This window comes from Streptomyces sp. JNUCC 63, from assembly GCF_054366325.1.
The window spans coordinates 1,801,406-1,824,611 of the sequence record NZ_CM135963.1; the positions used below are offsets into that span (position 1 = coordinate 1,801,406).

General features: G+C 69.9%; 17 protein-coding genes and 5 pseudogenes. 11 read left to right on the forward strand and 11 right to left on the reverse strand.

Features of this window, described 5'->3' with window-relative positions; translation table 11 throughout:
- The first annotated feature begins 185 nt into the window (after positions 1-185).
- Entirely contained in the window at positions 186-776 is a 591-nt protein-coding gene (locus ACX25U_RS08170; protein WP_454390077.1) for a GNAT family N-acetyltransferase, read from the forward strand.
- 1,032 nt (positions 777-1,808) lie between these two features.
- On the opposite strand, the gene ACX25U_RS08175 is transcribed toward ACX25U_RS08170, so the two are convergent.
- Positions 1,809-2,999: an SPFH domain-containing protein gene (locus ACX25U_RS08175; RefSeq protein ID WP_454390079.1), complete on the reverse strand. Its 1,191-nt coding sequence runs from the start codon at positions 2,997-2,999 to the stop codon at positions 1,809-1,811.
- Between the two features lie 42 nt (positions 3,000-3,041).
- Entirely contained in the window at positions 3,042-3,269 is a 228-nt protein-coding gene (locus ACX25U_RS08180; RefSeq protein ID WP_388483767.1) for a hypothetical protein, read from the reverse strand.
- Positions 3,270-3,915: 646 nt separating this feature from the next.
- On the opposite strand from ACX25U_RS08180, the gene ACX25U_RS08185 reads away from it, so the two are divergent.
- From ACX25U_RS08185 to ACX25U_RS08195, 3 genes and pseudogenes are all read left to right on the forward strand, one after another.
- Positions 3,916-6,153, forward strand: coding sequence for an APC family permease (locus ACX25U_RS08185; RefSeq protein ID WP_454390081.1), 2,238 nt, complete (start codon positions 3,916-3,918; stop codon positions 6,151-6,153).
- A gap of 180 nt (positions 6,154-6,333) precedes the next feature.
- Positions 6,334-6,531: pseudogene (locus ACX25U_RS08190) on the forward strand (SpoIIE family protein phosphatase); the annotation flags it as partial.
- Positions 6,532-6,616: 85 nt separating this feature from the next.
- Positions 6,617-7,885, forward strand: coding sequence for an ATP-binding protein (locus tag ACX25U_RS08195; protein WP_454390083.1), 1,269 nt, complete (start codon positions 6,617-6,619; stop codon positions 7,883-7,885).
- Between the two features lie 38 nt (positions 7,886-7,923).
- Here ACX25U_RS08195 and ACX25U_RS08200 read toward each other — a convergent pair.
- From ACX25U_RS08200 to ACX25U_RS08215, 4 genes and pseudogenes are all read right to left on the reverse strand, one after another.
- Positions 7,924-8,295 (reverse strand): annotated as a pseudogene (locus tag ACX25U_RS08200) (DUF5994 family protein); the annotation flags it as partial.
- A 160-nt stretch (positions 8,296-8,455) separates the two neighbouring features.
- Positions 8,456-8,728 (reverse strand): hypothetical protein, encoded by a 273-nt coding sequence (locus tag ACX25U_RS08205; protein WP_454390085.1) that lies wholly within the window; start codon positions 8,726-8,728, stop codon positions 8,456-8,458.
- Between the two features lie 360 nt (positions 8,729-9,088).
- Positions 9,089-9,667 carry a DUF5994 family protein gene (locus ACX25U_RS08210; protein WP_454390087.1) on the reverse strand — a complete coding sequence of 193 codons (579 nt, stop codon included), beginning with the start codon at positions 9,665-9,667 and terminating at the stop codon, positions 9,089-9,091.
- A 475-nt stretch (positions 9,668-10,142) separates the two neighbouring features.
- Complete coding sequence (locus tag ACX25U_RS08215; RefSeq protein ID WP_454390088.1) at positions 10,143-10,685, reverse strand: transposase; 543 nt, start codon at positions 10,683-10,685, stop codon at positions 10,143-10,145.
- A 284-nt stretch (positions 10,686-10,969) separates the two neighbouring features.
- Here ACX25U_RS08215 and ACX25U_RS08220 point away from each other — a divergent pair.
- A pseudogene (locus ACX25U_RS08220) lies at positions 10,970-11,437 on the forward strand (rhomboid family intramembrane serine protease); the annotation flags it as partial.
- An 11-nt stretch (positions 11,438-11,448) separates the two neighbouring features.
- On the opposite strand, the gene ACX25U_RS08225 reads toward ACX25U_RS08220, so the two are convergent.
- The 3 genes and pseudogenes from ACX25U_RS08225 to hemE all read right to left on the reverse strand — a co-directional run bounded on the left by ACX25U_RS08225 (position 11,449) and on the right by hemE (position 13,265).
- Complete coding sequence (locus ACX25U_RS08225) at positions 11,449-11,703, reverse strand: 2Fe-2S iron-sulfur cluster-binding protein (RefSeq protein WP_454390090.1); 255 nt, start codon at positions 11,701-11,703, stop codon at positions 11,449-11,451.
- A gap of 72 nt (positions 11,704-11,775) precedes the next feature.
- A pseudogene (locus tag ACX25U_RS08230) lies at positions 11,776-12,132 on the reverse strand (ATP-binding cassette domain-containing protein); the annotation flags it as partial.
- A 62-nt stretch (positions 12,133-12,194) separates the two neighbouring features.
- Complete coding sequence (hemE, locus tag ACX25U_RS08235) at positions 12,195-13,265, reverse strand: uroporphyrinogen decarboxylase (RefSeq protein WP_454390092.1); 1,071 nt, start codon at positions 13,263-13,265, stop codon at positions 12,195-12,197.
- 124 nt (positions 13,266-13,389) lie between these two features.
- On the opposite strand from hemE, the gene ACX25U_RS08240 reads away from it, so the two are divergent.
- From ACX25U_RS08240 to ACX25U_RS08265, 6 genes and pseudogenes are all read left to right on the forward strand, one after another.
- Positions 13,390-14,064, forward strand: coding sequence for a DUF3000 domain-containing protein (locus ACX25U_RS08240; protein ID WP_454390094.1), 675 nt, complete (start codon positions 13,390-13,392; stop codon positions 14,062-14,064).
- A 298-nt stretch (positions 14,065-14,362) separates the two neighbouring features.
- Positions 14,363-15,025 (forward strand): response regulator transcription factor, encoded by a 663-nt coding sequence (locus tag ACX25U_RS08245; protein ID WP_003972894.1) that lies wholly within the window; start codon positions 14,363-14,365, stop codon positions 15,023-15,025.
- A gap of 259 nt (positions 15,026-15,284) precedes the next feature.
- Positions 15,285-16,574, forward strand: a complete 1,290-nt coding sequence (locus tag ACX25U_RS08250; RefSeq protein ID WP_454390098.1) for a ribonuclease D — start codon at positions 15,285-15,287, stop codon at positions 16,572-16,574.
- 138 nt (positions 16,575-16,712) lie between these two features.
- Positions 16,713-16,841: pseudogene (locus tag ACX25U_RS08255) on the forward strand (LacI family transcriptional regulator); the annotation flags it as partial.
- 130 nt (positions 16,842-16,971) lie between these two features.
- Positions 16,972-18,192, forward strand: a complete 1,221-nt coding sequence (locus ACX25U_RS08260) for a thiolase family protein (RefSeq protein ID WP_454390100.1) — start codon at positions 16,972-16,974, stop codon at positions 18,190-18,192.
- Complete coding sequence (locus ACX25U_RS08265) at positions 18,189-20,318, forward strand: 3-hydroxyacyl-CoA dehydrogenase NAD-binding domain-containing protein (RefSeq protein ID WP_454390102.1); 2,130 nt, start codon at positions 18,189-18,191, stop codon at positions 20,316-20,318. Before ACX25U_RS08260 ends, ACX25U_RS08265 begins: the two co-directional genes overlap by 4 nt.
- Positions 20,319-20,401: 83 nt before the next feature.
- Here the strand turns inward: ACX25U_RS08265 and ACX25U_RS08270 are convergent, their stop codons facing one another.
- Positions 20,402-21,934: a hypothetical protein gene (locus ACX25U_RS08270; protein WP_454390104.1), complete on the reverse strand. Its 1,533-nt coding sequence runs from the start codon at positions 21,932-21,934 to the stop codon at positions 20,402-20,404.
- A gap of 43 nt (positions 21,935-21,977) precedes the next feature.
- Positions 21,978-23,171, reverse strand: coding sequence for a hypothetical protein (locus ACX25U_RS08275; protein ID WP_454390106.1), 1,194 nt, complete (start codon positions 23,169-23,171; stop codon positions 21,978-21,980).
- Positions 23,172-23,206: the final 35 nt, after the last annotated feature.

Sequence of the window (23,206 nt, forward strand, 5' to 3'; positions counted from 1 at the left end):
CCACGGTCACGAGATAACGCCTCTCTGACCTGGGGGTTTTCCGGGAAGGTCGTCTACGTTGACATGATTCTGGACACGGTGGCCAGTCTTTCGTGGATCTTTCCTGTCTGCCCCGGCGAACTGCGACGCCTCCTCGCGGCGTGGCAGACCCTCCACAAGGCCGGCAAGCGGTCATGCTGGTGCGGATGACGTCCAACTCGTCTGCTCAGGGCCCTGCTTGGTGGCCAGCGCTCCTGGAGACACCTCGCCTGACGCTCGGTCCGGTCACAGCGGAAGACCTGCCGTTCACCGAGCGCCTGTGGCGGGACGAGCGCGTACGCCGCTTCCTTGGAGGCCCGGTGACCGAGGACAAGATCGCAGTCCGGCGTCGGCGGCTCCCCGGGACGCCGGGGGCGTTCGCCGTGAAGGACCGCCCGACAGCACAGCTCGTCGGGATGGTCACCATCGAGCCCGACTCGCCCCGAGGCGGCGCGGAGGTCTCGTACACGTTCCTACCGGAGTGGTGGGGGCGGGGCCTGGGCCGAGAAGCTGTCGCTGCCGCGGTGGAATGGGCTCGCGATCTACCTGGCGGGAATCCAGTGGTGGCGGTGACGCAGAGCGCGAACACGGGCTCGCGGCGCCTACTGGAGGCGATTGGCATGACTGCAGGCGCTGAGGTGGTCGAGTACGGCGAGCCGCAGACGGTATATCGCCTCCTCTCACCAGCGCACATGCGCCAGAAATCGAACACACGACGCAATAGCAGGTACGATGCCCTGCTTTCCCGGAGGACCTGATCGCCGCGCAGTTGTCCTGTGCCAGCGCACATTGAGCGCGTGCCAACGAAGTCTGAGCGGCTCTGGTCGAGAGCCTGCGCGCTGGCTCTCTCCGGTTGCCGTTGGCGTGTGCTCAGCGCTTTCTGGAAGAGCGGGTGGAACGGCCCGCTCTTCCAGGAGGAGCGCACCATGGCGCAAGTAAGTCGGCCAACGATCAGCGCTGAGCAGTTCAGCCGAGTGTGTGACGAGATCAGGAGCACGGCGGCGCACGAGAAGGATGCTCAGTCCATCCGGGACTGTGCTCTGCGCATCGTGCAGACCCTGGGCCTGGCGCTATCCACGGATGACCTGAGCAGGCTCCTCACCGAACTCATGGCCCCTAGGGTGGCCCCACCCCCAAGGAGCCCTCGGTACACCCGAGAGGCCATCCTGGACATGCCTGACGAACAGCCAGGAGAAAATGAAGGCCCGGTCAGGTAGACCGGGCTGTCAGCTTGATGCCGCTGCGAGCGCAGTACGCGGACGATCTACTCAAGCTCGGCATGCTGGGCGAGGCCCAGCAGCTCTTCGACCCCTGAGCGTTACCGCCTGACCGGCCTGCCTGAAGCGTCTGCCCCCCGGCCGCTGCGGGCGGGCAGTGCAGCCTGTGCAGCCACGACCTGACCGATGCTGACGGAGCACTGACCTAGGGGCCGCGGACGCCGGCAGCCAGGCCGAGGGCAACCGCGTGAATGTTGCGGCCGCAATCCGGTCGACCAAGGCCCGTCTCAAAGAGATCACGGGACCTGTCCCCCCGCCAGGCCCGGCAGGCATGTCCACACCTACGACGGCATTACGGCGTTGACCGCTGCTGAGCCGAGGCAGCACCATCCGACCTCGGCCGGCCCCGACCAGAGGCTGAGCCGCTCCGGAACCGAACTACCAAGAGGCCCTGCCCTCATGCGCCGGTGCCAGAGGCGGCCGGCCTGCCGGCGGTCGGTCGGTTGACGCGGCTGTGGTCTGGTTCGGTCGGTGTGGGCGACCTTCGCGCACGCTGTCGTAGGGTTGTGCCGTTCATGCCTTTTCGGTGGGTTGAGGCCGGTCTCCGTTCACGCCGGGTGGCATCGTCGTCGACCTCTTGAGCGCGTCGAGGATCGCCATTCCCTGGCCAACGATCCCCGATGCCACCTCGCTGACCCCCGTCGCGCCGTTCAGGACGGTGAGGGTGGCGCCCGCGAGACCGCGTGCCGCAGCGTCTGCGAGGGCGGGCAGGTTTTCCACGACACGGTTGGCCGCGATCAGTTCCTGGTTGCCGTCCCTGAGAGAGGCGGCGCGGGCGTTGTTGGCGTCGGCCTGTGCCTGCGCGATGGTCCGCTCGGTGTAGGCGGCGCCGTCCGCTTCGAACTTGGCCTGATCACGGTGGGCTTCGGCGAGGGTGCGCTGGCGGTAGGCCTCCGCGTCGGCGGGGCGCCGCACCTCCGCTTCCAGCCGCTGCGCAGCCAGTCCTGCCTGGCGCCGGGCCAGGGCGGTCTGCTCCTCTGTGACCTCCTGGGTGGCCCTCGCCTGGGCAAGCGGGCCGGCTTGCGCGGCGCGGGCGTTGGACTGCTCGGTCTCGGCGAGGAAGCCCGCACGCTTGATGGCGGTGTCCCGTTCGTACTCGGCTTTCAGCGCCGCGGCCTGCTGTTCGCGTTCGGCGGCTTCCTGGTCGGCCCTGGCCTGCGCGATGCGTGCCTGACTGGCGACGGCGGCGGCGTGCGGGGCGGCCAGGTTGTCGATGTACCCGGAGACGTCCTCGATCTCCTGTATCTGCAAGGCGTCGACGACGATGCCCAACTTCTCCATCTCGGTGTGGCTCGCTTCCTTGACCTCCTGCGCGACGCGATCACGTTCTCGGATGATCTGTTCGACCGTCAGCCCGCCGATGATGGAGCGCAGGTGTCCGGCGAAGATCCGGCCCACGAGTTCCTCCATGGCGTTCTGTTCCGCCAGGAAACGGCGGGCCGCGTTGGCTATGGACGCGGGGTCGTCACCCACTTTGAACACCGCGACGGCTCGGGCCCTGAGACGAATGCCCTGCTGGGTCACGCAGTCCTCGGTGATCTCGGCCTCGCGCAGCGCGAGGGACAACAAGCGGGCCTTCTGTTTGACGGGGAAGACGAAGCTTCCGTGTCCGGTGACGATCCGGAATTGTGTGTCCCCCGCCCGGCGTTTCGACCCGGAAATGAGCATTGCCTGGTCGGGGGCGGGAACGTGCCAGAACAGCATGGAATTCTCCTGTCGGGGTCGTGATTCACAGGAAACGTGATTTCACGGGTCGGGAAAGTGCTCCACGACCACGGAGCGAGCCGAGGTACGGTCCACGACAATGACGCGCTCGTGCTTGGGTATGGGATGCCGCGACCACGCGGCGAATGCCTCGGTCCCGCCGCGTACCGCCACAAGCACTTCCCCCGGGCCGTCCGGAGGGATGGACACGGTCACCCGGCCGATCGCCCCCACAGGGCTCTGGTCTTCGTCGTCTTCTCGGTCGGTCATCCGGTCCCTCCTGCGCCCCGGCCGCCCCTACGGCTTCGCGTTGCAGGTCAGGGCCCGCACCGCCCTCGTACTCCCAAGATGTCGTACGCGTCCTGTACGGCGGTCAGCGACCGTGGTTCACGGACCGGATCTCCCGCATGACGCCACACGCCGTCCGGTCGTCGCTTGTCTGTGCAGCGTGCTACCAAGGCCCAGATCAGGCGTTGGTACGGCCGTCTCGCATGCACAGCGCCCGGTTGTTCCCACGGGATGCGGGCGTATGGAAAAGGTCGTTCATGGCGCAAACCTTCATCCAGGTGCGACGTGCGGGCACCCGGCCTCTTGTTCCCCGACGACGACGCCAACATGATCACTGACGTGCGGAATGCCCTCGGTGTTTCCAGCGTACTACCGGCGACCGGGGCCACCCTTGGGCCGGCCGGCCCCTTTCGGTACCGCCGGGAAAACGGGCGGGCCGCTCCGAAAGGGACGGCCATGGCTCTGTCCGGCACAGCCGGCCTAGAAGACGACACACCACACGGCCCGCCCCTTTGAACGCAGGTCGTGGAAGGCAGGGCCGCGGATTCACCTCAAGGGAGACGGTCGCGCACGTCGGACCGGCATGTCATCGCCGCTCGGGGAGCCCTGATCGACCACACTGCGCGGCGTGACGGATACACAGGGTGGTCGAGGCGGGGAACCGGCGGGGCCGCCCGGACCTGCCGCGCAACTGGCCGAACTGGACGAGGAACAGCTGCGCGTCCTGCGCCGGGTGGGCCGTGCCTGGGGCCGGGTGTCAGCGTCTCCCGAGACTTGGCGCCGCGCCCTGCCCGTCGACCCCGACCTGGGCGCGTTCCCCCCGGCGGCACAGCTCCGGCCGGCCCGGTTCGGGCGCCTGGTTCCCCTCTCGCCCTTGGGGGCGTCTTCGCCGGGCGAGCAGGTCGACACGGAGGAACCGCCCACTGGTCGGCTGGGTCGTGCCGGGGAGTGGACGCGGCGACTCGTCCTGGGGGTGCCGCTGAGGAGTTCCGCCCTGGTGTCCGAGCGGATGCGCAAGCTCGTGGCTCTGCCCGTGCTGTCGGCCGACGCGCTGTCCTCGGTCGCCTACGGTCCCGAGGCCATGCTCGCGGTCCTCGTGCTCGCGGGAACGGCCGGACTGGCGTACTCGTTCCCGGTCTCCGGCGCGATCGTGTTCCTCATGCTGGCGGTCGGCCTGTCGTACCGTCAGACCATCCGTGCCTACCCGCACGGCGGCGGCTCGTACATCGTGGCCGGCGACAACCTCGGACAGGTGGCCGGTCTGGTGGCCGCGGCGGGACTGATGACCGACTACGTCCTCACCGTCGCGGTGTCGATCGCCTCGGGCGTGGCGGCCATCACCTCGGCGATCCCGTCACTGGCCCCCGACACCGTGCCCATCGGCGTCGGGGTGATCGTGGTTCTCCTCGCCGGAAACCTGCGCGGCATCCGGCAGGCGGGCGCCCTCTTCGCCGCCCCCACCTACGCCTTCATCATCGCCATGTTCGCCCTCATCGTCTCGGGACTCGTCCACGCGGCAGGGCAGGACTTCCGGCCGCGCCCCACCCCGGCGGTCACGGTCACCGAGAGCGCGGGACTCTTCCTGATCATGCGGGCGTTCTCGTCCGGCGCCACGGCGATGACCGGTATCGAGGCCATCTCCAACGCGGTACCGGCGTTCAAGCCCGTGGAGTGGCGCCAGGCCCGTACGACGCTCACCTGGATGGTGGGACTGCTCATCGCCATGTTCGCCGGCATCGTCGTCCTGACCCATCTCGTCGGCGTGGTGCCCAGTACCCGGGAGACGGTGCTCTCCCAACTGGCCCACCTCGGCTTCGGCTCCGGGTGGATGTACGTCTTCGTCCAGGCCGCCACCGCTGCCGTCCTCCTCCTCGCCGCGAACACGGCGTACAACGACTTCCCCCGCGTCCTGTCCCTCCTGGCGCGCGACGACTACGCGCCCCGGGTCTTCATGCGGCTGGGCGACCGGCTGGCCTACAGCAACGGAATCATCCTGCTCTCGGTGGCCGCCACCCTGGTCTACGTGGCGTTCGACGGGCAGACGGCGGCCCTGATCCCGTTGTACGCGGTCGGTGTCTTCCTCGCCTTCACGCTTTCCCAGGCAGGCATGGTCGTGCACTGGTGGCGGCTGCGCGACCGGCACTGGCGCAAGAGCCTGCTCCTGAACGCCCTGGGCGGCCTCCTGTCGGCCGTCGTCTTCGTCACCGCGGGCATCAGCAAGTTCACGTCGGGTGCGTGGGTGGCGATCGTCGCCGTCGGACTGTTCCTGCTCGTGACGCTGCGGATCCGGCACCACTACGCCACCGTCCGGGCACGCCTGCGCCTGCGCCCGCACACCGTCGAACTGCCCGCGCACACCGCCGTGGGACCGAGTACGGAGCCCGCCGCGCCGGACGCGGCCCCCGCCCCGCGACGGCACGCGGCGCAGCCGGAGACGAACGGGGAGAACGAGGAACTGCCCGGGGAGATCCACCACCTCACCGTCGTCGCCCTCGCGACGCTCGACCTCGCTGGTATGCGGGCCCTGGCCTACGCGGCCTCCCTCCGCCAGCCCGTGCTCGCCCTCCACATCAGCCTCACCCCTCAGGAAGCCGAACGCGTACGAACCTACTGGACGTTGTGGGGAGACCACCTCCCGCTGGAGATCGTCGTCTCCCCCTACCGGGCGACCGTGGCACCTCTCGTCCACTACATCGAGGCCCTGCACCGGCAGCACCCCGACCTCACCCTCACGGTGATCCTCCCCGAGATCATCACCCGGCACCGGCGCCACCAACTCCTCCACAGCCGCACCGCCCCACGCCTGCGCCGTGCCCTGCGGTCCCTCCCCAAAATCGTCATCACCACCGTGCCCTTCCACGTATAGCGCTCCTGCCCGGACCCGGAAATCCCTTACGTGTCTCAGCAGCCCGTCAAGAGGTGCCGGCTGTTACCAGTACCCCTCACGCCAACTGGCTGGCTCACCAACCAAGTTGGAAGAGGTTCACGGCCTGGGATTGGGAACCGTCACAACTTCGGACCGCTTCGCTGATCCGGGCTCGTGACCGCCGAAGTGGCCCTCGACCGCGGAGACCGGATCATGTGCTTCACCGACGGACTGATCGAGGAGCACGAAGTCGAACGTACGGCGCAGGAGGTCCGGGCGGTGGTCCACTCCCTTTCCCACACGCTCAAACGGGCGCGGGGCGGGATCACGACGGACGACGCGACGCTCCTGCTGATCGAGTGGCGCGGCGCCGGCTGATCGGACTCGCGGTCGGGGCCTGTCGCGCGCATCCTTTCGTGCATCGGCTGATGATGGGAGTACGGCCGAACACGCGGAGCTGATGATGACGGGGTGGCGTGTCAGGGACTACTCCCAGGACGATCTCGAAGCGGTGATCCGCGTCGATGCGGAGAGCAGCACGGCCGAAGAGCCCCCTCTCTTCCCGCTCTCGGACGCCGTGACGGCCCTCCAGGCCCTCCACCCGGCGGTGGTGGCCACGGCGGACGAGGTGGTGATCGGCGCCGCGGTGAGCAGGGTGGAGGGCGACCGGGCATGGATCCTGCGCATCTGCATGGCACCTGCCTGGCGGCAGCGCGGGCTGGGCAGTGCCCTGATCACAGCCCTGGAGCACCGGCTGTTCGCCGGTGGCGTCCGCGCGGTGCACGCGGTCCTGCCCGAGGGCGGGACCGGTGCCGCCGCTCTGCACAACTGCGGCTTCGGCGCCCGCTCGGGCCTGGTCGTCTTCGAGAAGCGCGGGCCGGTGACTCCGCAGGCGGTCGGCATGCTCTCCTCGCTCGGGGCGGAACTGCCGCCCGGGGGACTGTGGCAGAAGGTCGCGGGCATGCACAGGGAGAAGCAACTCATCGAGCGCCGCCTGGTCCTGCCGCTGGCCCACCCCGAACTGGCCGCCCAGCACGGTGTGGAACTGCCGCGGGCGGTGATGCTGTTCGGTCCGCCCGGGACCGGAAAGAGCACGTTCGCGCACGCGATCGCCGGCCGCCTGGGCTGGCCCTTCCTCGAACTGTTCCCCGCACGTCTGGCCGCCGAGTACGGGCTGGCGAGCGGGCTGAGCCGGCGCTTCGACGAGATCGCCCAGCTCGACCACGTCCTGGTCTTCATCGACGAGGTCGAGGAGGTCGCCGGGACACGCAGCGGTGCGGACGCGACCGCGGTCGGCGTGGTCAACGAGCTGCTCAAGGCGATCGTCCGGTTCCGGAACCAGGAGGGGCGGCTGCTCGTCTGCGCCACGAACAACGTGACCACCCTCGACCCGGCCTTCCTGCGGCACGGTCGCTTCGACTACGTGCTGCCCCTCGGCCCTCCCGACCACAGCGCCAGGACCGCACTGTGGGAGAGCTACCTGGCCCGAGCGGACGCCCAGGCCGACAGCGCGGCGCTCGCGTCCGCCAGCGAGGGGTTCACCCCCGCCGACATCGCCCACGTGGCGCGTACGGTCTCCCAGGCCCAGTTCGAGCGCACCTTCGACACCGGAACCCGGACCCTGCCCACCACGGACGACTACCTGGCCACGATCCGCGACACCCAGCCCACGGTCAGCAGCGTCATGGCCCAGGAGTTCGCCGAGCAGACCGAGAAGTTCGCCCGTATCTAGCGTCCTGGCCTCCGGAGATCCGGTCTGCGACGGAGGCGTCAGTTCGGCGGAGACGGCGTGTCGCTGCCGGTGTCGATGTCGATGAGGATCTGTTCGGCCCCGGTGACGTTGTCGGCCCGGACGGCCCTGGCCATCGCGGCGCGTGCCGCGTCAGGCATCGTGTCCGGCGGGACTACCAGCAGAGAGAAATAGTCCCGGTCGCCTCGGGTGATGAGGACGGTGTCGTCACCGACCGGGAAGGAGTCGATGTGCACGACTCGGCCGTCGATCACCAGCCGTGTCGGCAGTTCGTCCCAGGCACTGGCGTCCAGACCGACGCGGGTGACAGGTCCGAGATGCTCGGCCAACGCGGTGATCAGCGAGGGAAGCTCGGCACCGATGTCCCGCGATCGCGGCCACCAGGCGCCATCACGAAGACAACGGCTCCGGCGTAGACCCGCCGGAGCCGCCCTTCCGGGTCATTGCACATGAGCGTGCGCCGACCCAATTCCACGTTACACCGAAGGGACTACTCTGACATAAGTAATCTTCGCGAAGATTCACCTCGGTGTGGGAAACCGAAGCGGTGGCTCAGCCGCACTCTTCCTCTTCTGTCTCCATCTGTTGGATTCCCTGGTGCGTCAGCGTGACCATCGCGGGCGTATTGCCCCTCGCCCAGTCGACGACGACCCAGCCTTCGCCCGCCAGATACGTACAGGCAGCAGCAAGATCCTGCTCAGGGATACCGAGGTCGTTGCGGAGTTTCGCCCCGTCGACGCCCAGGAGGCGATTGCCCTCGGTGGTTTGGTACAGAGCCCGCATGATCTTCTCGCGGTACGTCTTCCGCTCACGCAGTGTCGCCATGACGTTCCGTCCTCTTCCACTACCTGCCGGTGTGCGCGGTGTGGCCTCGGCGGCAGCGAAGCAGTCTGAGCGCGAGGCGATGTGTCGGTGGGTGTGACGCATCGGCGTCACACCCACCACCCCCAGTCGGGCCAAGGCCGATGTCATCCGCGTTCTCTGTCGTGTCGAGGCGTGTCGGCGGTCCCGTCTGCCGCCGGCCGGCGGTGCCTCCGGGTCCGGCGGCCGATCCCCGGCAGGGCATCGCTGTAGCGGAAAGCAGTGATCCGTTCGTTGTGCTGAGCGTTGAGCCGGTGGATCAGAGCGACTCCGACGGCGATCACGAGGAGCAACACAGCCACGGCGATGACGGTCAAGGCACTCTCACATCCCCCGGCCGAAGGAGAACGGACGCCCCGTCCGGCCCACGTGCCGGGCCAGGGGCGACGGTGGCGCTGCCCCGCCATCGTTCTCCCACGTTTCTTCCCGGCCTCGGGCGTCGATACCGTCGCCGGTCGCGACCTCGTCCGCCATCAGCTCGCCGGCGGTACGAAGGCCGCCCACGGTAGCCGCGGCAGCCAGCAACCGGGCGGCGGAAGCCGCACCGGTTTCCGGCGGAATCACCAACAGGTCCCAGCGGCCGACGGTGTAGGAGAGGAGGATCAGTTTGTGCGGATCCTGCTCGTCGGTGAACCATCCCACGTGCACGGTGTGCCCGGCGACGGGCACCTTGCGCGGGATGACGGGCCAGTGGGCCGGGTTCACCGTGACCCGGGTGATCCGGCCCCAGAAGCTGTCCAGTGCGGCTGCCAGGGGCGGCAGCTCACGGGTGAGGTCACGGGAGCGGGGCCACCACGCGCCGTCCAGCCGGCCCGGAACCGGGCTTGCCGGTGTCAGGGACAGGCGGGCCGGCGGCGAGGATGCGCGCTCACTCGATGTCGTACGGTCGATGGTCACGGTCATGGCGCGGACCTGCCCCCGGGCTCGTCTGCGACAGCCCGGCGTTATTGATCACCGGGAACGACACCCGCATGGGAATCGGTGCGCGAAGAACTCCCGGTCTCTTCACTCTACTCCGCTCCCTGGTCCAAGAATGTGCGCATGACCAGCAATGCCGGTGACTTACCGCGTTTCCGCACCCATGAGGGCTGGGCTTGTCAAGGCAGACGACTGCCCGGCCCGGCGTGCTCGGGGCTGGAGCCGGGTAAGGCGGAGGGAGCTCTTGCTCCTTCGGCCGGGGTTGGTAGTCCCCGGAGGCAGGTCGGACGGAGACGGTCTCACACGCACCCATTCGGCTCCATGCACCGCTGCCGGGCCTGGCGCCATGACCCTGGTCCGGGGGCCGGGCTGCTCATTCAGGTGGTCGAGCGCGGCGGGGCCGGCTCATGCGGAAACGCGAGCGCGCCCGGGGTCGGCAACCCCTCGGGAAGGAAGCCGGTCATCGGTTCGCTGCTGCCTCCCGGACACCTGGGGTGTCCTGGTGGCCGACCTCGTACTCGGCCAGCAGATGCCAGGTTCGGGTGAGGAGTTTGCGGGCGATCGCGACGGTGGCGATCTTCTTGCCGCGGCGGTGGGCGATCCGCTGGTAGCAGGCGGCGAACTGCGGGGACCGCTTGGCGGTCTGGGCCGCTTCGCTCAGGATCCAGCGCAGCCGGGGATCGCCCTGTTTGGAGATGTGGTGGCCGTAGCGGACGGTACGGTCCGAGCCCCGGACGGTGGGGGTCAGCCCGGCCCAGGAGGCGAGTTTGCGGGCGGACGGGAACCGGTGGATGTCCCCGATCTCGGCCAGCAGGACCAGAGCGGTCAGCGGTCCCACTCCCGGCAGAGTGGTCAGGAGCTTCACCCGCGGGTCGGCCTTGGCCACGGCCGCCAGATGCGCCTCGCGACGCGCCCGCTTCCCGGAGCCCGGCAGCCGGATGCACACCTTGGCGTCCGCCTTGCTCAAGTCGATGCCTGCGCACCGCTCTTCCACCACGTCCACGAATCCTGCCCCTCCCAGCGAGTCGATCCGCGACGGGCACCCGTCCTTCCGGAGCCACAGGATGCAAAGACGCTCTCTTGCGTGCTCATGGCAAAAACATTGGATTCCTGCACACGGACCCCGCGTCCGACTGGCTATCGGGCTCACTCGCACCAAGCAGCAGCGACGTCCTCCGGACGGGCACCCGCGCCCATTTTCCCGGCCCCGGGGTGAGGCCGACAGGCCTCGGGATGACTGGCTACTTGCTGACCAGGGCTCAGCAATCATGCTTGTGAACTGCATTGATGTCCGCTCTTCAGATCTTCGGCAACAACATCGAGGACCGCATGGGCCATGTGCGGTTCCTTCTGTTCTACGTGGTCTGCGGGTACGCGGCCGGGTACGGCTTCGCGCTGCTCAACGCGGACTCCGGCCAGCCGCTGATCGGCGCGTCGGGGGCGATCGCCGGTGTCCTGGGCGCCTATCTGGTGCTCTACCCGAAGGCCCGCGCCTGGGTCCTCGTCCCCTTCCTGATCTTCCTGCCGCTGCGACTGCCGGCCTGGCTGGTGCTGGGCTTCTGGTTCGTACTGCAGGCGTTCTACTCCTCCGGCGAGGCCGTCGCCGAGGCGGGCACCGTGGCGTACACGGCCCACGTGGTCGGCTTCGTCGCGGGCATGCTGATCGCGTTGCCACTGCGCCCCGGCACCCCACCGCCACCGGAGCCGCGCCGCCTGCTGTTCGGGAGGCAGGCCCGGCCCCGGCAGCCCTGGTGAGCCGGCCGGCGTCACAGGTCGGGCACCAGCCGGGCACACCTGGCGCGGCCGGCGCAGATCATCATGGTGTCGTTGGCCGCGCGCTCCTCCTGCGACAGCAGGCTGTCCCGGTGGTCGGGGACGCCCTCGACGACCTTGTTCTCGCAGGTGCCGCAGATGCCCCCACGGCAGGAGTTCGGCGCCTCGATGCCGTGGTCCTCCAGCTCCTCCGGAATCGTCCTGCCCGCGGGCACGGTGACGCTGCGTCCGGTCCGTTGCAGCACCACCTCGAACTCCCCGTCGACGCCGCCGTCGGCGGATTCCCGGGGGGCCGGAACTCACAGGGGTGGCTCGCGGGCTCACCGCACCGCGGCCAGGAAGGTCCTGGTCCGCGCGTGCCGGGGTTCGGTGACGACCTGCTGGGCGGGCCCTGCCCCGACGACCTGGCCGGCGTCGAAGGAGGCCACCCGGTCGGCGACCTCGCGGGCGAAGCCCGTCTCGTGGGTGACCACGACCATGGTCATGCCGGATGCGGCCAGGTCCCGCATCACCGTGAGCGCGTCGCCGACGAGTTCGGGGTCCAGGGCCGAGGTGGGCTCGTCGAACAGCATGGGCTTGGGCCGCATGCACAGCGCCCTGGCGATGGCCACGCGCTGCTGCTGCCCGCCGGAGAGGTGGCGGGGGCAGGCCTGGGCCTTGTCCCCGGGCCCCACCCGGGGCCAAGCGCCCGCCGTGCGGCAGGCAGGCCCGGCACCGGCGCGTCCACTGAGCCGGTGGCTCAGCGGGCCGTCTGCGTGTGGACGTACTCGACGAGGTGGGTGAGCGCGTCCGCGTCGGTGTTCGGCATGACGCCGTGGCCGAGGTTGAAGACGTGGCCCTCCAGGCCGGCGGCCGCGTCCAGCACCTCGCGGGCCTTGGCCTCCATGGCCTGCCGGGGGGCGAAGACCACGGTCGGGTCCAGGTTGCCCTGGAGCGCCTTGCCGGGGCCGACGCGGCGGGCGGCCTCCTCCAGCGGGACGCGCCAGTCGACGCCGACGACGTCCGCGCCGGCCTCGCCCATCAGGCCGAGCAGCTCGCCGGTGCCGACGCCGAAGTGGATGCGCGGGACGCCGTACCCGGCGACGGCCTGGAGGACCTTCGCGGAGGCGGGCAGCACCGAGCGGCGGTAGTCGGCGGGGGACAGCGCGCCGGCCCAGGAGTCGAAGAGCTGCACGGCGCTCGCGCCCGCCTCGATCTGCACCTTGAGGAAGGCGGCCGTGATCTCGCCGAGGCGGTCGAGCAGGTCGGCCCACAGCTCGGGGTCGCCGTACATCATCGCCTTGGCGTTCTCGTACGTCCGCGACGGGCCGCCCTCGATGAGGTAGCTCGCCAGGGTGAACGGCGCGCCGGCGAAGCCGATCAGCGGGGTCGGGCCGAGCTCGCGGACGAGCAGGCCGATCGCCTCGGTGACGTAGGAGACGTCCTCGGGGGTCAGGTCCCGCAGCCGCTGGAGGTCCGCGCGGGTGCGCACCGGCTGCTCGACGACCGGGCCGACGCCGGGCTTGATGTCCAGGTCGATGCCGATGGCCTTCAGGGGCACCACGATGTCGCTGAAGTAGATCGCCGCGTCCACGTTGTGCCGGCGGACCGGCTGCAGGGTGATCTCGGTGACCAGCTCGGGCCGCATGCAGGACTCGAGCATCGGGATGCCCTCGCGGACCTTGCGGTACTCCGGCAGGGAGCGCCCGGCCTGCCGCATGAACCACACGGGGGTGTGCGGCACGGGTTCGCGCCTGCACGCCTTGAGGAAGGCGGAGTCGTAGGTGGCTGTCTGCGGCTGCCGGCTTGCGGGCGTGTCGTTGGCACTCACACGGCCAGTCTCGCATGCCCCCAACAGGACGAAGGCCCCGGTACGGGGTCCCCGGGCGGCACCGCCGCGGACGGCGGGGTGTCTTGCCCTGCGCAAAGGCCCGGTTCCCCTTAATCTTCCCGGCATGGCTGCGGCTCAGGGACGACTGTCGGACGGCGCTGGCGGAATGGACGACGCGAAGGAAGGGGACGGGAATGCGAGCAGAGCGGCTCAGGCTCCGTTGCCCTTCCGGGCCGCGGTCGACGCGCTGAGGGCCGCGCGGCTGCGACCGCAGGTGGAGGTCGAGCAGGTGCCCCCGCCGCAGCGGCTCGCCCCGTTCGCGTACGCGCTGGAGGCCGCGGTCGTCGACGGCGAGCAGGATCTCGCCGACGGCCGGCTGGTGCTGCTGCACGACCCGGCCGGGCACGACGCCTGGCAGGGCACGTTCCGGCTGGTGACGCTGGTGCGCGCGGAGCTGGAGCCGGAGATGGCCGCCGACCCGCTGCTGCCGGACGTGTGCTGGTCCTGGCTGACCGGGGCGCTGCAGGCTCGCGGGCTGGCGTACGGCGAGCCGAGCGGCACCGTCACGCGCGCGAGCTCGCACTACTTCGGCGGGCTGTCGGCGCGCCCCGCCGCCTCGCAGATCGAGATCCGCGCCTCCTGGACACCCCGGGAGGGTCGGGGCGGAGCGCCGGACACCGCCGCCCACCTCGCCTCCTGGTGCGATCTGCTGGCGCAAGTGGCCGGGCTGCCGCCGGCCGGGCCGGGCGACGCGTCGGTGGTGACGCTGCCGCAGCGGCGTGACCCGCAATCACACTGAGGCCGGTCACGCACGTGCGCGTACACCTGTCCGGGTGTCTTGCCGACTCCTTGCCGTGTCTTTGTCGATACGGCCACTTTCGGGCACACACCAACCCTGAACAGACCAAAGTGAACCGATTCGACCTTCGGATGATCGTCAATATGTCCGAGTGGCGCGTATTGACAGTCACCAGATCGTGATCATTTTCTAAAGGACACCGGGTTTGGTGCCGAAGACGACTGTGACCTTGCAAACACGGTTCGTCCGGCTTGATCCCCACAAGCCGGCCCCGTCCCCCCCACCCCCAGGAGGCCTGGTGTCCGTTCTCCTCGAGCAGCCCGCAAGCCTGGTCGCCTACCGCCCGAACAAGCCGACCGCCATGGTCGTCGTGGCCGACCCGCGCGTCCGTTCCACCGTCACCCGTCATCTGTGGGCGCTCGGGGTTCGTGACGTCATCGAGGCGTCGTCCGTCGCGGAGGCCCGTCCCCGCATCGGCAATCCGCGTGACATCTGCGTCGCCGACGTCCACCTGCCCGACGGCTCGGGGCTCACCCTGCTGTCCGAGACCCGTGCCGCCGGATGGCCCAACGGCCTGGCCCTGTCCGCCGCCGACGACATCGGCGCCGTCCGCAACGCCCTCGCCGGGGGCGTCAAGGGCTACGTCGTCACCGGCACCCGCACCAACGTCGGGCTCCCCACCCGGCCGGGTGCCGCCCCCATCGGCGCCGCCGCCGCCCGCCTACACCGCCGCCCCCCGGGTGCCCCGAGCCACCCGGGCGGCTACCGCGAGCTGTCCGGCCGCGAGGTCGAGGTGCTGCGGCTGGTTGCGGAGGGCCAGTCGAACAAGGCGATCGGCGTCTCGATGGGCCTGTCCGCGCTGACCGTCAAGAGCCATCTCGCCCGCATCGCCCGCAAGCTCGGCACCGGTGACCGGGCCGGCATGGTCGCCGTGGCCCTGCGGACCGGCATCATCCACTGATCCCTCACCGCTGCCCGCCCCCCGGTTGCACTACCCCCCGCCCCTCTTCCGCCTCCCCGCCCGTCCCCCGCTTGCCCCCCAACCTGTCTCCCCCTGCCCCATCCCTGCCTCTCCCTGTCCCACCCCAGGCCCTGGCCGCGTCCCCCGTGCCGGTCGTGAACCGGACGTGATGTCGACCTGACCGGTTTACGACCCCCCGGCGCCCGCCGACGGAACGTTCCGTCGGCGGGCGCCGTCCATCCACGGATACCCTTGACAGGTGACCGACGCCCAAGAGACCGCAGCAGACAGTTCACTGCGAACCACCGGGGGCGCCCCTCCGGACGACGGCGGATCCTCTGACACCGGGGCGCCGATCCCGCTGCTCGAGCCCCGCGAGGGCATACCGCCCGTCATCGCCGACGCGGACGCGCTCGCCCAGGTGGCCACCGCCTTCGCCGCCGGCTCCGGCCCCGTCGCCGTCGACGCCGAACGGGCGTCCGGCTACCGCTACGGCCAGCGCGCCTACCTGGTGCAGCTGCGCCGCGAGGGCGCCGGCACCGCGCTGATCGACCCCGCCGCCTGCCCCGACCTGTCCGGCCTCGGCCAGGCCCTGTCCGGCGTGGAATGGGTACTGCACGCCGCCACCCAGGACCTGCCCTGCCTGCGCGAGATAGGCATGGCGCCCACCACCCTGTTCGACACCGAGCTGGCCGGCCGGCTCGCCGGGTTCCCTCGGGTCGGGCTCGGCGCGATGGTCGAGGGCGTCCTCGGCTTCGTCCTGGAGAAGGGCCACTCCGCCGTCGACTGGTCCACCCGCCCTCTGCCCGAGCCGTGGCTGCGGTACGCGGCGCTCGACGTGGAACTCCTCGTCGACCTGCGTGACGCGCTGGAGAAGGAACTCGACCGGCAGGGCAAGCTCGAGTGGGCCCTGCAGGAGTTCGACGCCATCGCCTCGGCGCCGCCGCCCGAGCCCCGCAAGGACCCCTGGCGGCGTACGTCCGGGCTGCACAAGGTACGGCGCAGGCGGCAGCTCGCCGTCGTACGGGAGCTGTGGCAGACCCGGGACCGGATCGCCCAGCGGCGGGACGTTTCGCCGGGCAAGGTGCTGTCGGACGCGGCCATCGTGCAGGCCGCGCTCTCCATTCCGTCCAACGTGCACGCCCTCGCCGCGCTGAACGGCTTCGGACACCGCGTGGGCCGGCGGCAGCTGGAGCAGTGGCAGGCCGCGGTCGACCGGGCCAGGGCCCTCGACGACTCCGAGCTGCCCCAGTCCGGGCAGCCGGTGACCGGGCCCCCGCCGCCCCGGGCGTGGGCCGACAAGGACCCCGCGGCGGCGGCCCGGCTGGTCGCCGCGAAGAGCGCGGTGTCCGCGCTGGCCGAGCGGCTGAACATGCCGCAGGAGAACCTCGTGTCCCCGGACGCGGTGCGGCGGCTCTGCTGGGAGCCGCCGAGGAGTGCCGACCCCGAGTCGGTCGGCGCCGCGCTGGCGGGGTACGGGGCGCGGCCCTGGCAGGTGGAGCAGGTGTCGCCGGTGCTGGCGGATGCGCTGTCCGTCAAGGACGCCTGACCCCCTTCCTGGCCGGTTGCTCCTTTCGTCCGACCTCCTCCGAGGGGACCCCGTCTTCAGGCGCAGGCCGGAGCTGTCGCGCACGTTCGGCTGTGTGCGCAAGGCGTACAACATGGCGCCGGCGGCCCGCACCGAGGCATCGACGGCTTCGGCGCGGACGTGGCCCGCACGCTGTTCGGCGTGCTCACGCGGGAGGGTCCGGGCCCACATCCCGTGCCGACTCCCGTGCTGACGCCACGGGGCTCGACGGCTCCTCCGTTGGTATGACGTCCGGTGTGACGTTCACCGCTGTGGGCGTGGGGGCTGGGCAGCTACATTACCCATGAGTAGCATGGGGCCTGAGCGCGCGCTCAGCGCAGCGCGGCAGTGCCATCCCGCACCCTGGAGGAGAGCCATCGTGCCTCGTACCGTCAGGGACGTCGTCTTCGTCGACGGCGTCCGCACCCCGTTCGGCAAGGCGGGCCCGAAGGGCATCTACCACGAGACCCGCGCCGACGACCTTGTCGTGAAGGCGATCCGGGAGCTGCTGCGCCGCAACCCCGGCCTCGACCCGCAGAAGGTCGACGAGGTCGCCGTCGCCGCGACCACGCAGATCGGCGACCAGGGCCTGACCATCGGCCGCACCGCCGGCATCCTCGCGGGCCTGCCCACCTCGGTCCCCGGCTACTCGATCGACCGGATGTGCGCGGGTGCGCTGACCGCCGTGACCACGGTCTCCGGCTCCATCGCCTTCGGCGCGTACGACGTCGCCATCGCGGGCGGTGTCGAGCACATGGGCCGCCACCCGATGGGCGAGGGCGTGGACCCCAACCCGCGGTTCGTCAGCGAGAAGCTGGTCGACGAGTCGGCCCTGTTCATGGGCATGACCGCGGAGAACCTGCACGACCGCTACCCGCACATCACCAAGCTGCGCGCGGACGAGTACGCGGTGCGCTCGCAGGAGAAGGCCGCCAAGGCGTACGCCAACGGCAGGATCCAGGCCGACCTGGTGCCGATCTCCGTCCGTCGCACCAACCCCGAGGGCGGCGAGACCGGCTGGGGCCTGGTCACGGCCGACGAGCCGATGCGCCCGGGCACCACCCTGGAGAACCTGGCGAACCTCAAGACGCCGTTCCGCGTGCACGGCCGGGTCACCGCGGGCAACGCGGCTGGTCTGAACGACGGCGCCACCGCCTCCGTCATCGCGAGCGAGGAGTTCGCCCGCGAGAACGGCCTGCCGGTCAAGATGCGCCTGGTCTCCTACGCCTTCGCGGGCGTGGAGCCGGAGGTCATGGGCTACGGCCCGATCCCGGCCACGGAGAAGGCCCTGGCCAAGGCGGGCCTGTCGATCTCCGACATCGGCCTGTTCGAGATCAACGAGGCCTTCGCCGTCCAGGTCCTGGCCTTCCTCGACCACTACGGCATCGCGGACGACGACGAGCGCGTCAACCAGTACGGCGGCGCGATCGCCTTCGGTCACCCGCTGGCCTCCTCGGGCGTCCGCCTGATGACGCAGCTGGCCCGCCAGTTCGAGGAGCAGCCGCAGGTCCGTTACGGCCTGACCACCATGTGCGTCGGCTTCGGCATGGGCGCCACGGTCATCTGGGAGAACCCGCACTTCGACGGAGGCGACAAGTGAGCACCACCGCTGAGCTGTTGAAGGGCGCGGCCGAGCTGTTCCCGGACGAGGTCGTCACGCAGGCGCACGTACGCCACTTCGACCTCCCCCTGGGCGCGGGCCGTTTCGCCCTCATCACCCTGGACAACGGCCTGGACCACACCAAGCCGACCACCTTCGGCCCGCAGTCGCTGGCGAACCTCGACGCCGCCATCGACCAGGTCGAGAAGGAGGCCGCGGACGGCGAGATCGTCGGCGTCGGCGTCACCGGCAAGCCGTTCATCTTCGCGGTCGGCGCCGACCTCAAGGGCGTGGAGCTGCTCAGGCAGCACGAGCACGCGCTGGCCATCGGCAAGGGCGGCCACGAGGTCTTCAAGCGGCTCGCCGGGCTGGCCGTCCCCACCTTCGCCTACTACAACGGCGCGGCGATGGGCGGCGGCGTCGAGGTCGGCCTGCACTGCACCTACCGCACGGTGTCCGCGGCCCTCCCGGCGTTCTCGCTGCCCGAGGTGTTCCTGGGCCTGGTCCCGGGCTGGGGCGGCTGCACGCTGCTGCCGAACCTGATCGGCGCGGACAAGGCCGTCACGGTCGTCATCGAGAACAGCCTCAACCAGAACAAGCAGCTCAAGGGCAAGCAGGTCTACGAACTCGGCATCGCCGACGCGCTGTTCGAGGGTGCGGACTTCCTGGAGCAGTCGCTGGTCTGGACGGCGTCCGTCCTCAAGGGCGAGATCGAGGTCGAGCGCCCGGTGATCGACCGCGGTGAGGCCTGGGACCAGGCCGTCGCGCGCGGCCGGTTCATCGCCGACTCCAAGGTGCACGGCGCGGCCCCGGCCGCCTACCGCGCCCTGGACATCATCGCCGCCGCCAGGAACGGCGACCTGCAGGAGGGCTTCGACGCCGAGGACCAGGCCCTCGCGGACCTGATCATGGGCGGCGAACTGCGCGCCGGCATCTACGCGTTCAACCTCGTCCAGAAGCGCGGCAAGCGTCCGGCGGGCGCCCCGGACAAGAACCTGGCGCGCCCGGTGACGAAGGTCGGCGTGGTCGGCGCGGGTCTGATGGCCTCCCAGCTGGCCCTGCTCTTCCTGCGCCGCCTGGAGGTCCCGGTCGTCCTGACCGACATCGACCAGGAGCGCGTCGACAAGGGTGTGGGCTACGTCCACGCCGAGATCGACAAGCTGCTCGGCAAGGGCCGTATCAACCAGGACAAGGCCAACCGCCTCAAGGCGCTGGTCTCCGGTGTCCTGGACAAGGCCGAGGGCTTCGCGGACGCCGACTTCGTCATCGAGGCCGTCTTCGAGGAGATCGGCGTCAAGCAGCAGGTGTTCGCGGAGGTCGAGGCGGTCGCCCCGGCCCACGCGATCCTGGCGACCAACACCTCCTCGCTCTCCGTGACGGAGATGGCGTCGAAGCTGAAGCACCCCGAGCGGGTCGTCGGCTTCCACTTCTTCAACCCGGTGGCGATCCTGCCGCTGCTGGAGATCGTCCGCGGCGAGCAGACGGACGACGCCTCGCTGGCGACCGCCTTCGCGGTGGCCAAGAAGCTGAAGAAGACCGCGGTCCTGGTCAAGGACGCCCCGGCGTTCGTGGTCAACCGCATCCTGACCCGCTTCATGGGCGAGATCCAGAACGTCATCGACGAGGGCACCCCGGTCGAGGTGGCGGAGAAGGCGGTGGAGCCGCTGGGCCTGCCGATGTCCCCGCTGGTCCTGCTGGAGCTGGTCGGTCCGGCGATCGGCCTGCACGTCTCGGAGACCCTCAACAAGGCGTTCCCGGACCGCTTCAAGGTCTCCCCGAACCTCAAGGCGGTCGTCGAGGCCGGCAAGCGCGGCTTCTACACGTACGACTCCGGCCGGCCCGAGCTGGACCCGGAGGTCGCCGCGCTCCTGAAGCAGGGCGACACGGTCCTGACGGAGGAGCAGGTCCGCGCCCGCGTCCTGGACGCGGTGGCCCAGGAGATCGGCCTGATGCTCGACGAGGGCGTCGTCGCCGAGGCCCAGGACATCGACCTCTGCCTGATCACCGGCGCCGGCTGGCCCTTCCACCTGGGCGGCATCACGCCGTACCTGGACCGCGAGGGCGTCTCGGAACGTGTGAACGGCAAGCGGTTCCTGGAGCCGGGGGTCGCTTCGGTTCCGGCGTAGCCGTCCCGCACACCTGCGGCTGAAGAGGGCCTCCGCCGACGGCGGAGGCCCTCTTGTGCACCCGGCCGGAAGGCGCACTCCGCCTAGTGATTCCCTCCGTGGTACGGGGCCGTCGCCGTCCCGGCAGAGGTGTTCATGACGGTGAAGGGAACCTGGGTCACCGGTGACTCGCCACCGGAGGCGTCCACCGTGAAGACGTCGACAACGTGCATGCCCCCGCTCCAGGGCCGGCCCGAGTCCCACGACCAGCTGCCGTTCGGGGCGACCGCGGCACGTCCCAGCAGTACGCCGTTCTCCCGGAATCCCACCTGGGCGGCGCCCGTGGCGGACCCGGCGAACACCACCCGGAGGTCCATCACCTGCTCGTGGGCCATGGGTTCCAGTACCACTGGCGCGTACGGGCTCTCCCTCACCGTCGACAGCACGGCGTCCCGGCTCACAGGCGGCATCCCGGGAGCTGCCGGGACGGGCGCGGCCACGCCCACACCGTCCACCGCAGTGAAGTTCACCTCGATCCGCGCCGTCTGGAAGCCCGCCGGGGCCACCCCGTAGAGCTTCACCGGGTGCTCGCCCGCGCTCCAGGCCCTGCCCAGCTCCCAGGACCAGCTGCCGTCGGCGGCGACATCGGTTTGCCCCAGGTACTTGCCGTGCTCCCACACGACCACTCGGACGGCGCCCCTGGCGTAGCCCGTGAACCGTACGGCGTCTCGGCACACCTCCTCCTGCGGCACCGGCGCCGTCACCACGGGCGGCGGGAACTCATCCCCTCTCACCACGGAGGTGGCGGTGAGGTAGGAGGTGATGGCCGACCGGTCGCGGTCGGGTTCCTCGTAGCCGTTGCGGACGTGGCCGAGGCGCGGTGGGAGGCCGTCCGCGAGCAGGTTCAGGATGCCCATGAGGGCGGGTACGTTGCGCCGGGTGACCTGGGTGTGATCAGTGATGAACGGCGACTCGCTGTAGATGAAGTTGAAGTTCTCGTACCTCTGGAAGAGGCCCAGGAAGGGCTCCACCTGATCCGGGTACTGCTCGTCCTGGGGTGAGGAGAGGAGGTAGATGTTCGCGGTGCGGTTGGTCTCGGAGCGGACCAGGTCGGGCAGGATCGCATCCACGGCCCGCACGTTCTCCTCCGGCACCCCCTCCCCCAGCATGAAGGCGGCCACCCTGGGGTGGACCTTCCGCACATACGTCCCGATCATGAACTGCGGCACGATGGAGACGATGTTCCGGAAGCCGTAGCGCAGCCCGAAGTACAGTGCCGCGCTGCCGCCCTTGGAGCCGCCCCACACGGTGACCTCGTCCGGAGTGAGGGACAGGGCCTTCATGACGTTGAAGATCAGCGTGGCGACGGACTCCCCCAGCGTGAAGTCCATTTCCTTGCACAGGTAGTAACTGTTCATTCCGTGGAACCGGTCACGGATCCACAGGATGTTGGCCCGCACGTTGTCGAAGACTCCGTTCGACCAGCCGTAGTCGTCGGGGGCCGAGAAGTTGGCGAAGACGACGACCAGGTGCCGGTTGCCGTTCTTGGCATGGGCGAACCGGTACTCGACCGGAAACGTCCCCGAGGCTTCGATGCCGACAAGCAGTTGTCGACCGTTCGCGGGTGCTTTGGACATGTACGTGAATCCAGTCTCTGATGTGCTGCGAACTCGGGTGGGCTCAGCACCCGGTGGATGCCGCACCGGCCGAGACGTTCATGACGTGCGCGCCCGACCGCGCCACCGCGTGCTCGGAGACGGTGAACCGGACATCGGTGCGTGCGGACTGGTAGCCGTTCGCGTCCACGGAGAAGAGCCTGACCACGTGCGGGCCCACGCTCCATGGCTTGTCCCGGTCCCAGACCCAGCCACCGTCGGCGGCGACCGGGGAGGACGCCAGGTACCTGCCGTCCTCCCAGATGCTCACGCGCACGGCTCCGGGCGCATGCCCCGCGAAGTGAACGCCTTCGGGGCTCAGCGTCTCGTCCACCGCGGGCACGGTCACGACAGGTGGGGCGAACGAGTCCTGCACCACCGAGGTCGACTTCAGATAGGCGTCGATCTCCGACCTGTCGGCGTCGGGTTCCTCGTACCCGTGGCGGGTGAGGCCGATACGGGGGGCGATTCCCTCGACCAGCAGGTAGGCGATCCCGAGCAGGGGCGGCGTGTTGCGCTGGGTCACCTTCCCGTGGTCGCTGATGAACGGGGACTCGCTGAAGATGAAGTTGAAGTTGCGGTACCGCTGCAACAGCCCGAGGAAGGGCTCCACCTGGCTGCTGTACTGCTCGTCCTGCGGCGAGGACACCAGGTAGATGTGCGCGTCCGGGTTCGCACCCGACTCCAGCAGGCCGGGCAGGATCGCGTCGAGGACACCGACGTTGTCGTCCGGCATCGCCTCGCCCAGCATGTGCCGGCCGACGTCCGGATACACGTCGCGTACGAACGTGCCGACCCGCAGCTGCGGAACGCTGGCGACGATGTTGCGGAATCCGTACCTCAGGCCGAAGTACAGGGCCGCGCTCCCGCCTTTCGAGCTGCCCCAGAGGGTGACGTCGCCGGGTGTGAGTCCGAGGGACTTCACCACCTTCGCGATGAGCCCGATCACGGACCTCTCGACGGCGAAGTCCATGTCCTTGCACAGGTAGTAGGTGTTGCCGCCGTCGAACCGGTCACGGATCCAGAGAATGTTGGACCGGAGGTTGTCGAGGATGCCGGTGGCCCAGCCGTAGTCGTCCGGAGCGAAGAGGTTGGCGAAGACGACCATCAGGTGCCGGTTGCCGCTCCTCGCGTGGGAGAAGCGGTACTCGACGGGGTGGCCGCCGGAGGTGTCTATCCCCTGGATCACCTGGCGGCCCTTCGCGGGTGCTTTAGACATGCTGAGATTCCACTCTTTGGCGTTTGACCGGCCGA

Excerpts from the sequence above, each read along its gene's own strand:
- ACX25U_RS08170 (WP_454390077.1), top strand. The coding sequence starts at position 186 with ATGACGTCCAACTCGTCTGCTCAGGGCCCTGCTTGGTGGCCAGCGCTC.
- ACX25U_RS08175 (WP_454390079.1), bottom strand. The coding sequence starts at position 2,999 with ATGCTGTTCTGGCACGTTCCCGCCCCCGACCAGGCAATGCTCATTTCC.
- ACX25U_RS08180 (WP_388483767.1), bottom strand. The coding sequence starts at position 3,269 with ATGACCGACCGAGAAGACGACGAAGACCAGAGCCCTGTGGGGGCGATC.
- ACX25U_RS08195 (WP_454390083.1), top strand. The coding sequence starts at position 6,617 with ATGACGGGGTGGCGTGTCAGGGACTACTCCCAGGACGATCTCGAAGCG.
- ACX25U_RS08205 (WP_454390085.1), bottom strand. The coding sequence starts at position 8,728 with ATGGCGACACTGCGTGAGCGGAAGACGTACCGCGAGAAGATCATGCGG.
- ACX25U_RS08210 (WP_454390087.1), bottom strand. The coding sequence starts at position 9,667 with ATGACCGTGACCATCGACCGTACGACATCGAGTGAGCGCGCATCCTCG.
- ACX25U_RS08240 (WP_454390094.1), top strand. The coding sequence starts at position 13,390 with ATGGCTGCGGCTCAGGGACGACTGTCGGACGGCGCTGGCGGAATGGAC.
- ACX25U_RS08270 (WP_454390104.1), bottom strand. The coding sequence starts at position 21,934 with ATGTCCAAAGCACCCGCGAACGGTCGACAACTGCTTGTCGGCATCGAA.
- ACX25U_RS08275 (WP_454390106.1), bottom strand. The coding sequence starts at position 23,171 with ATGTCTAAAGCACCCGCGAAGGGCCGCCAGGTGATCCAGGGGATAGAC.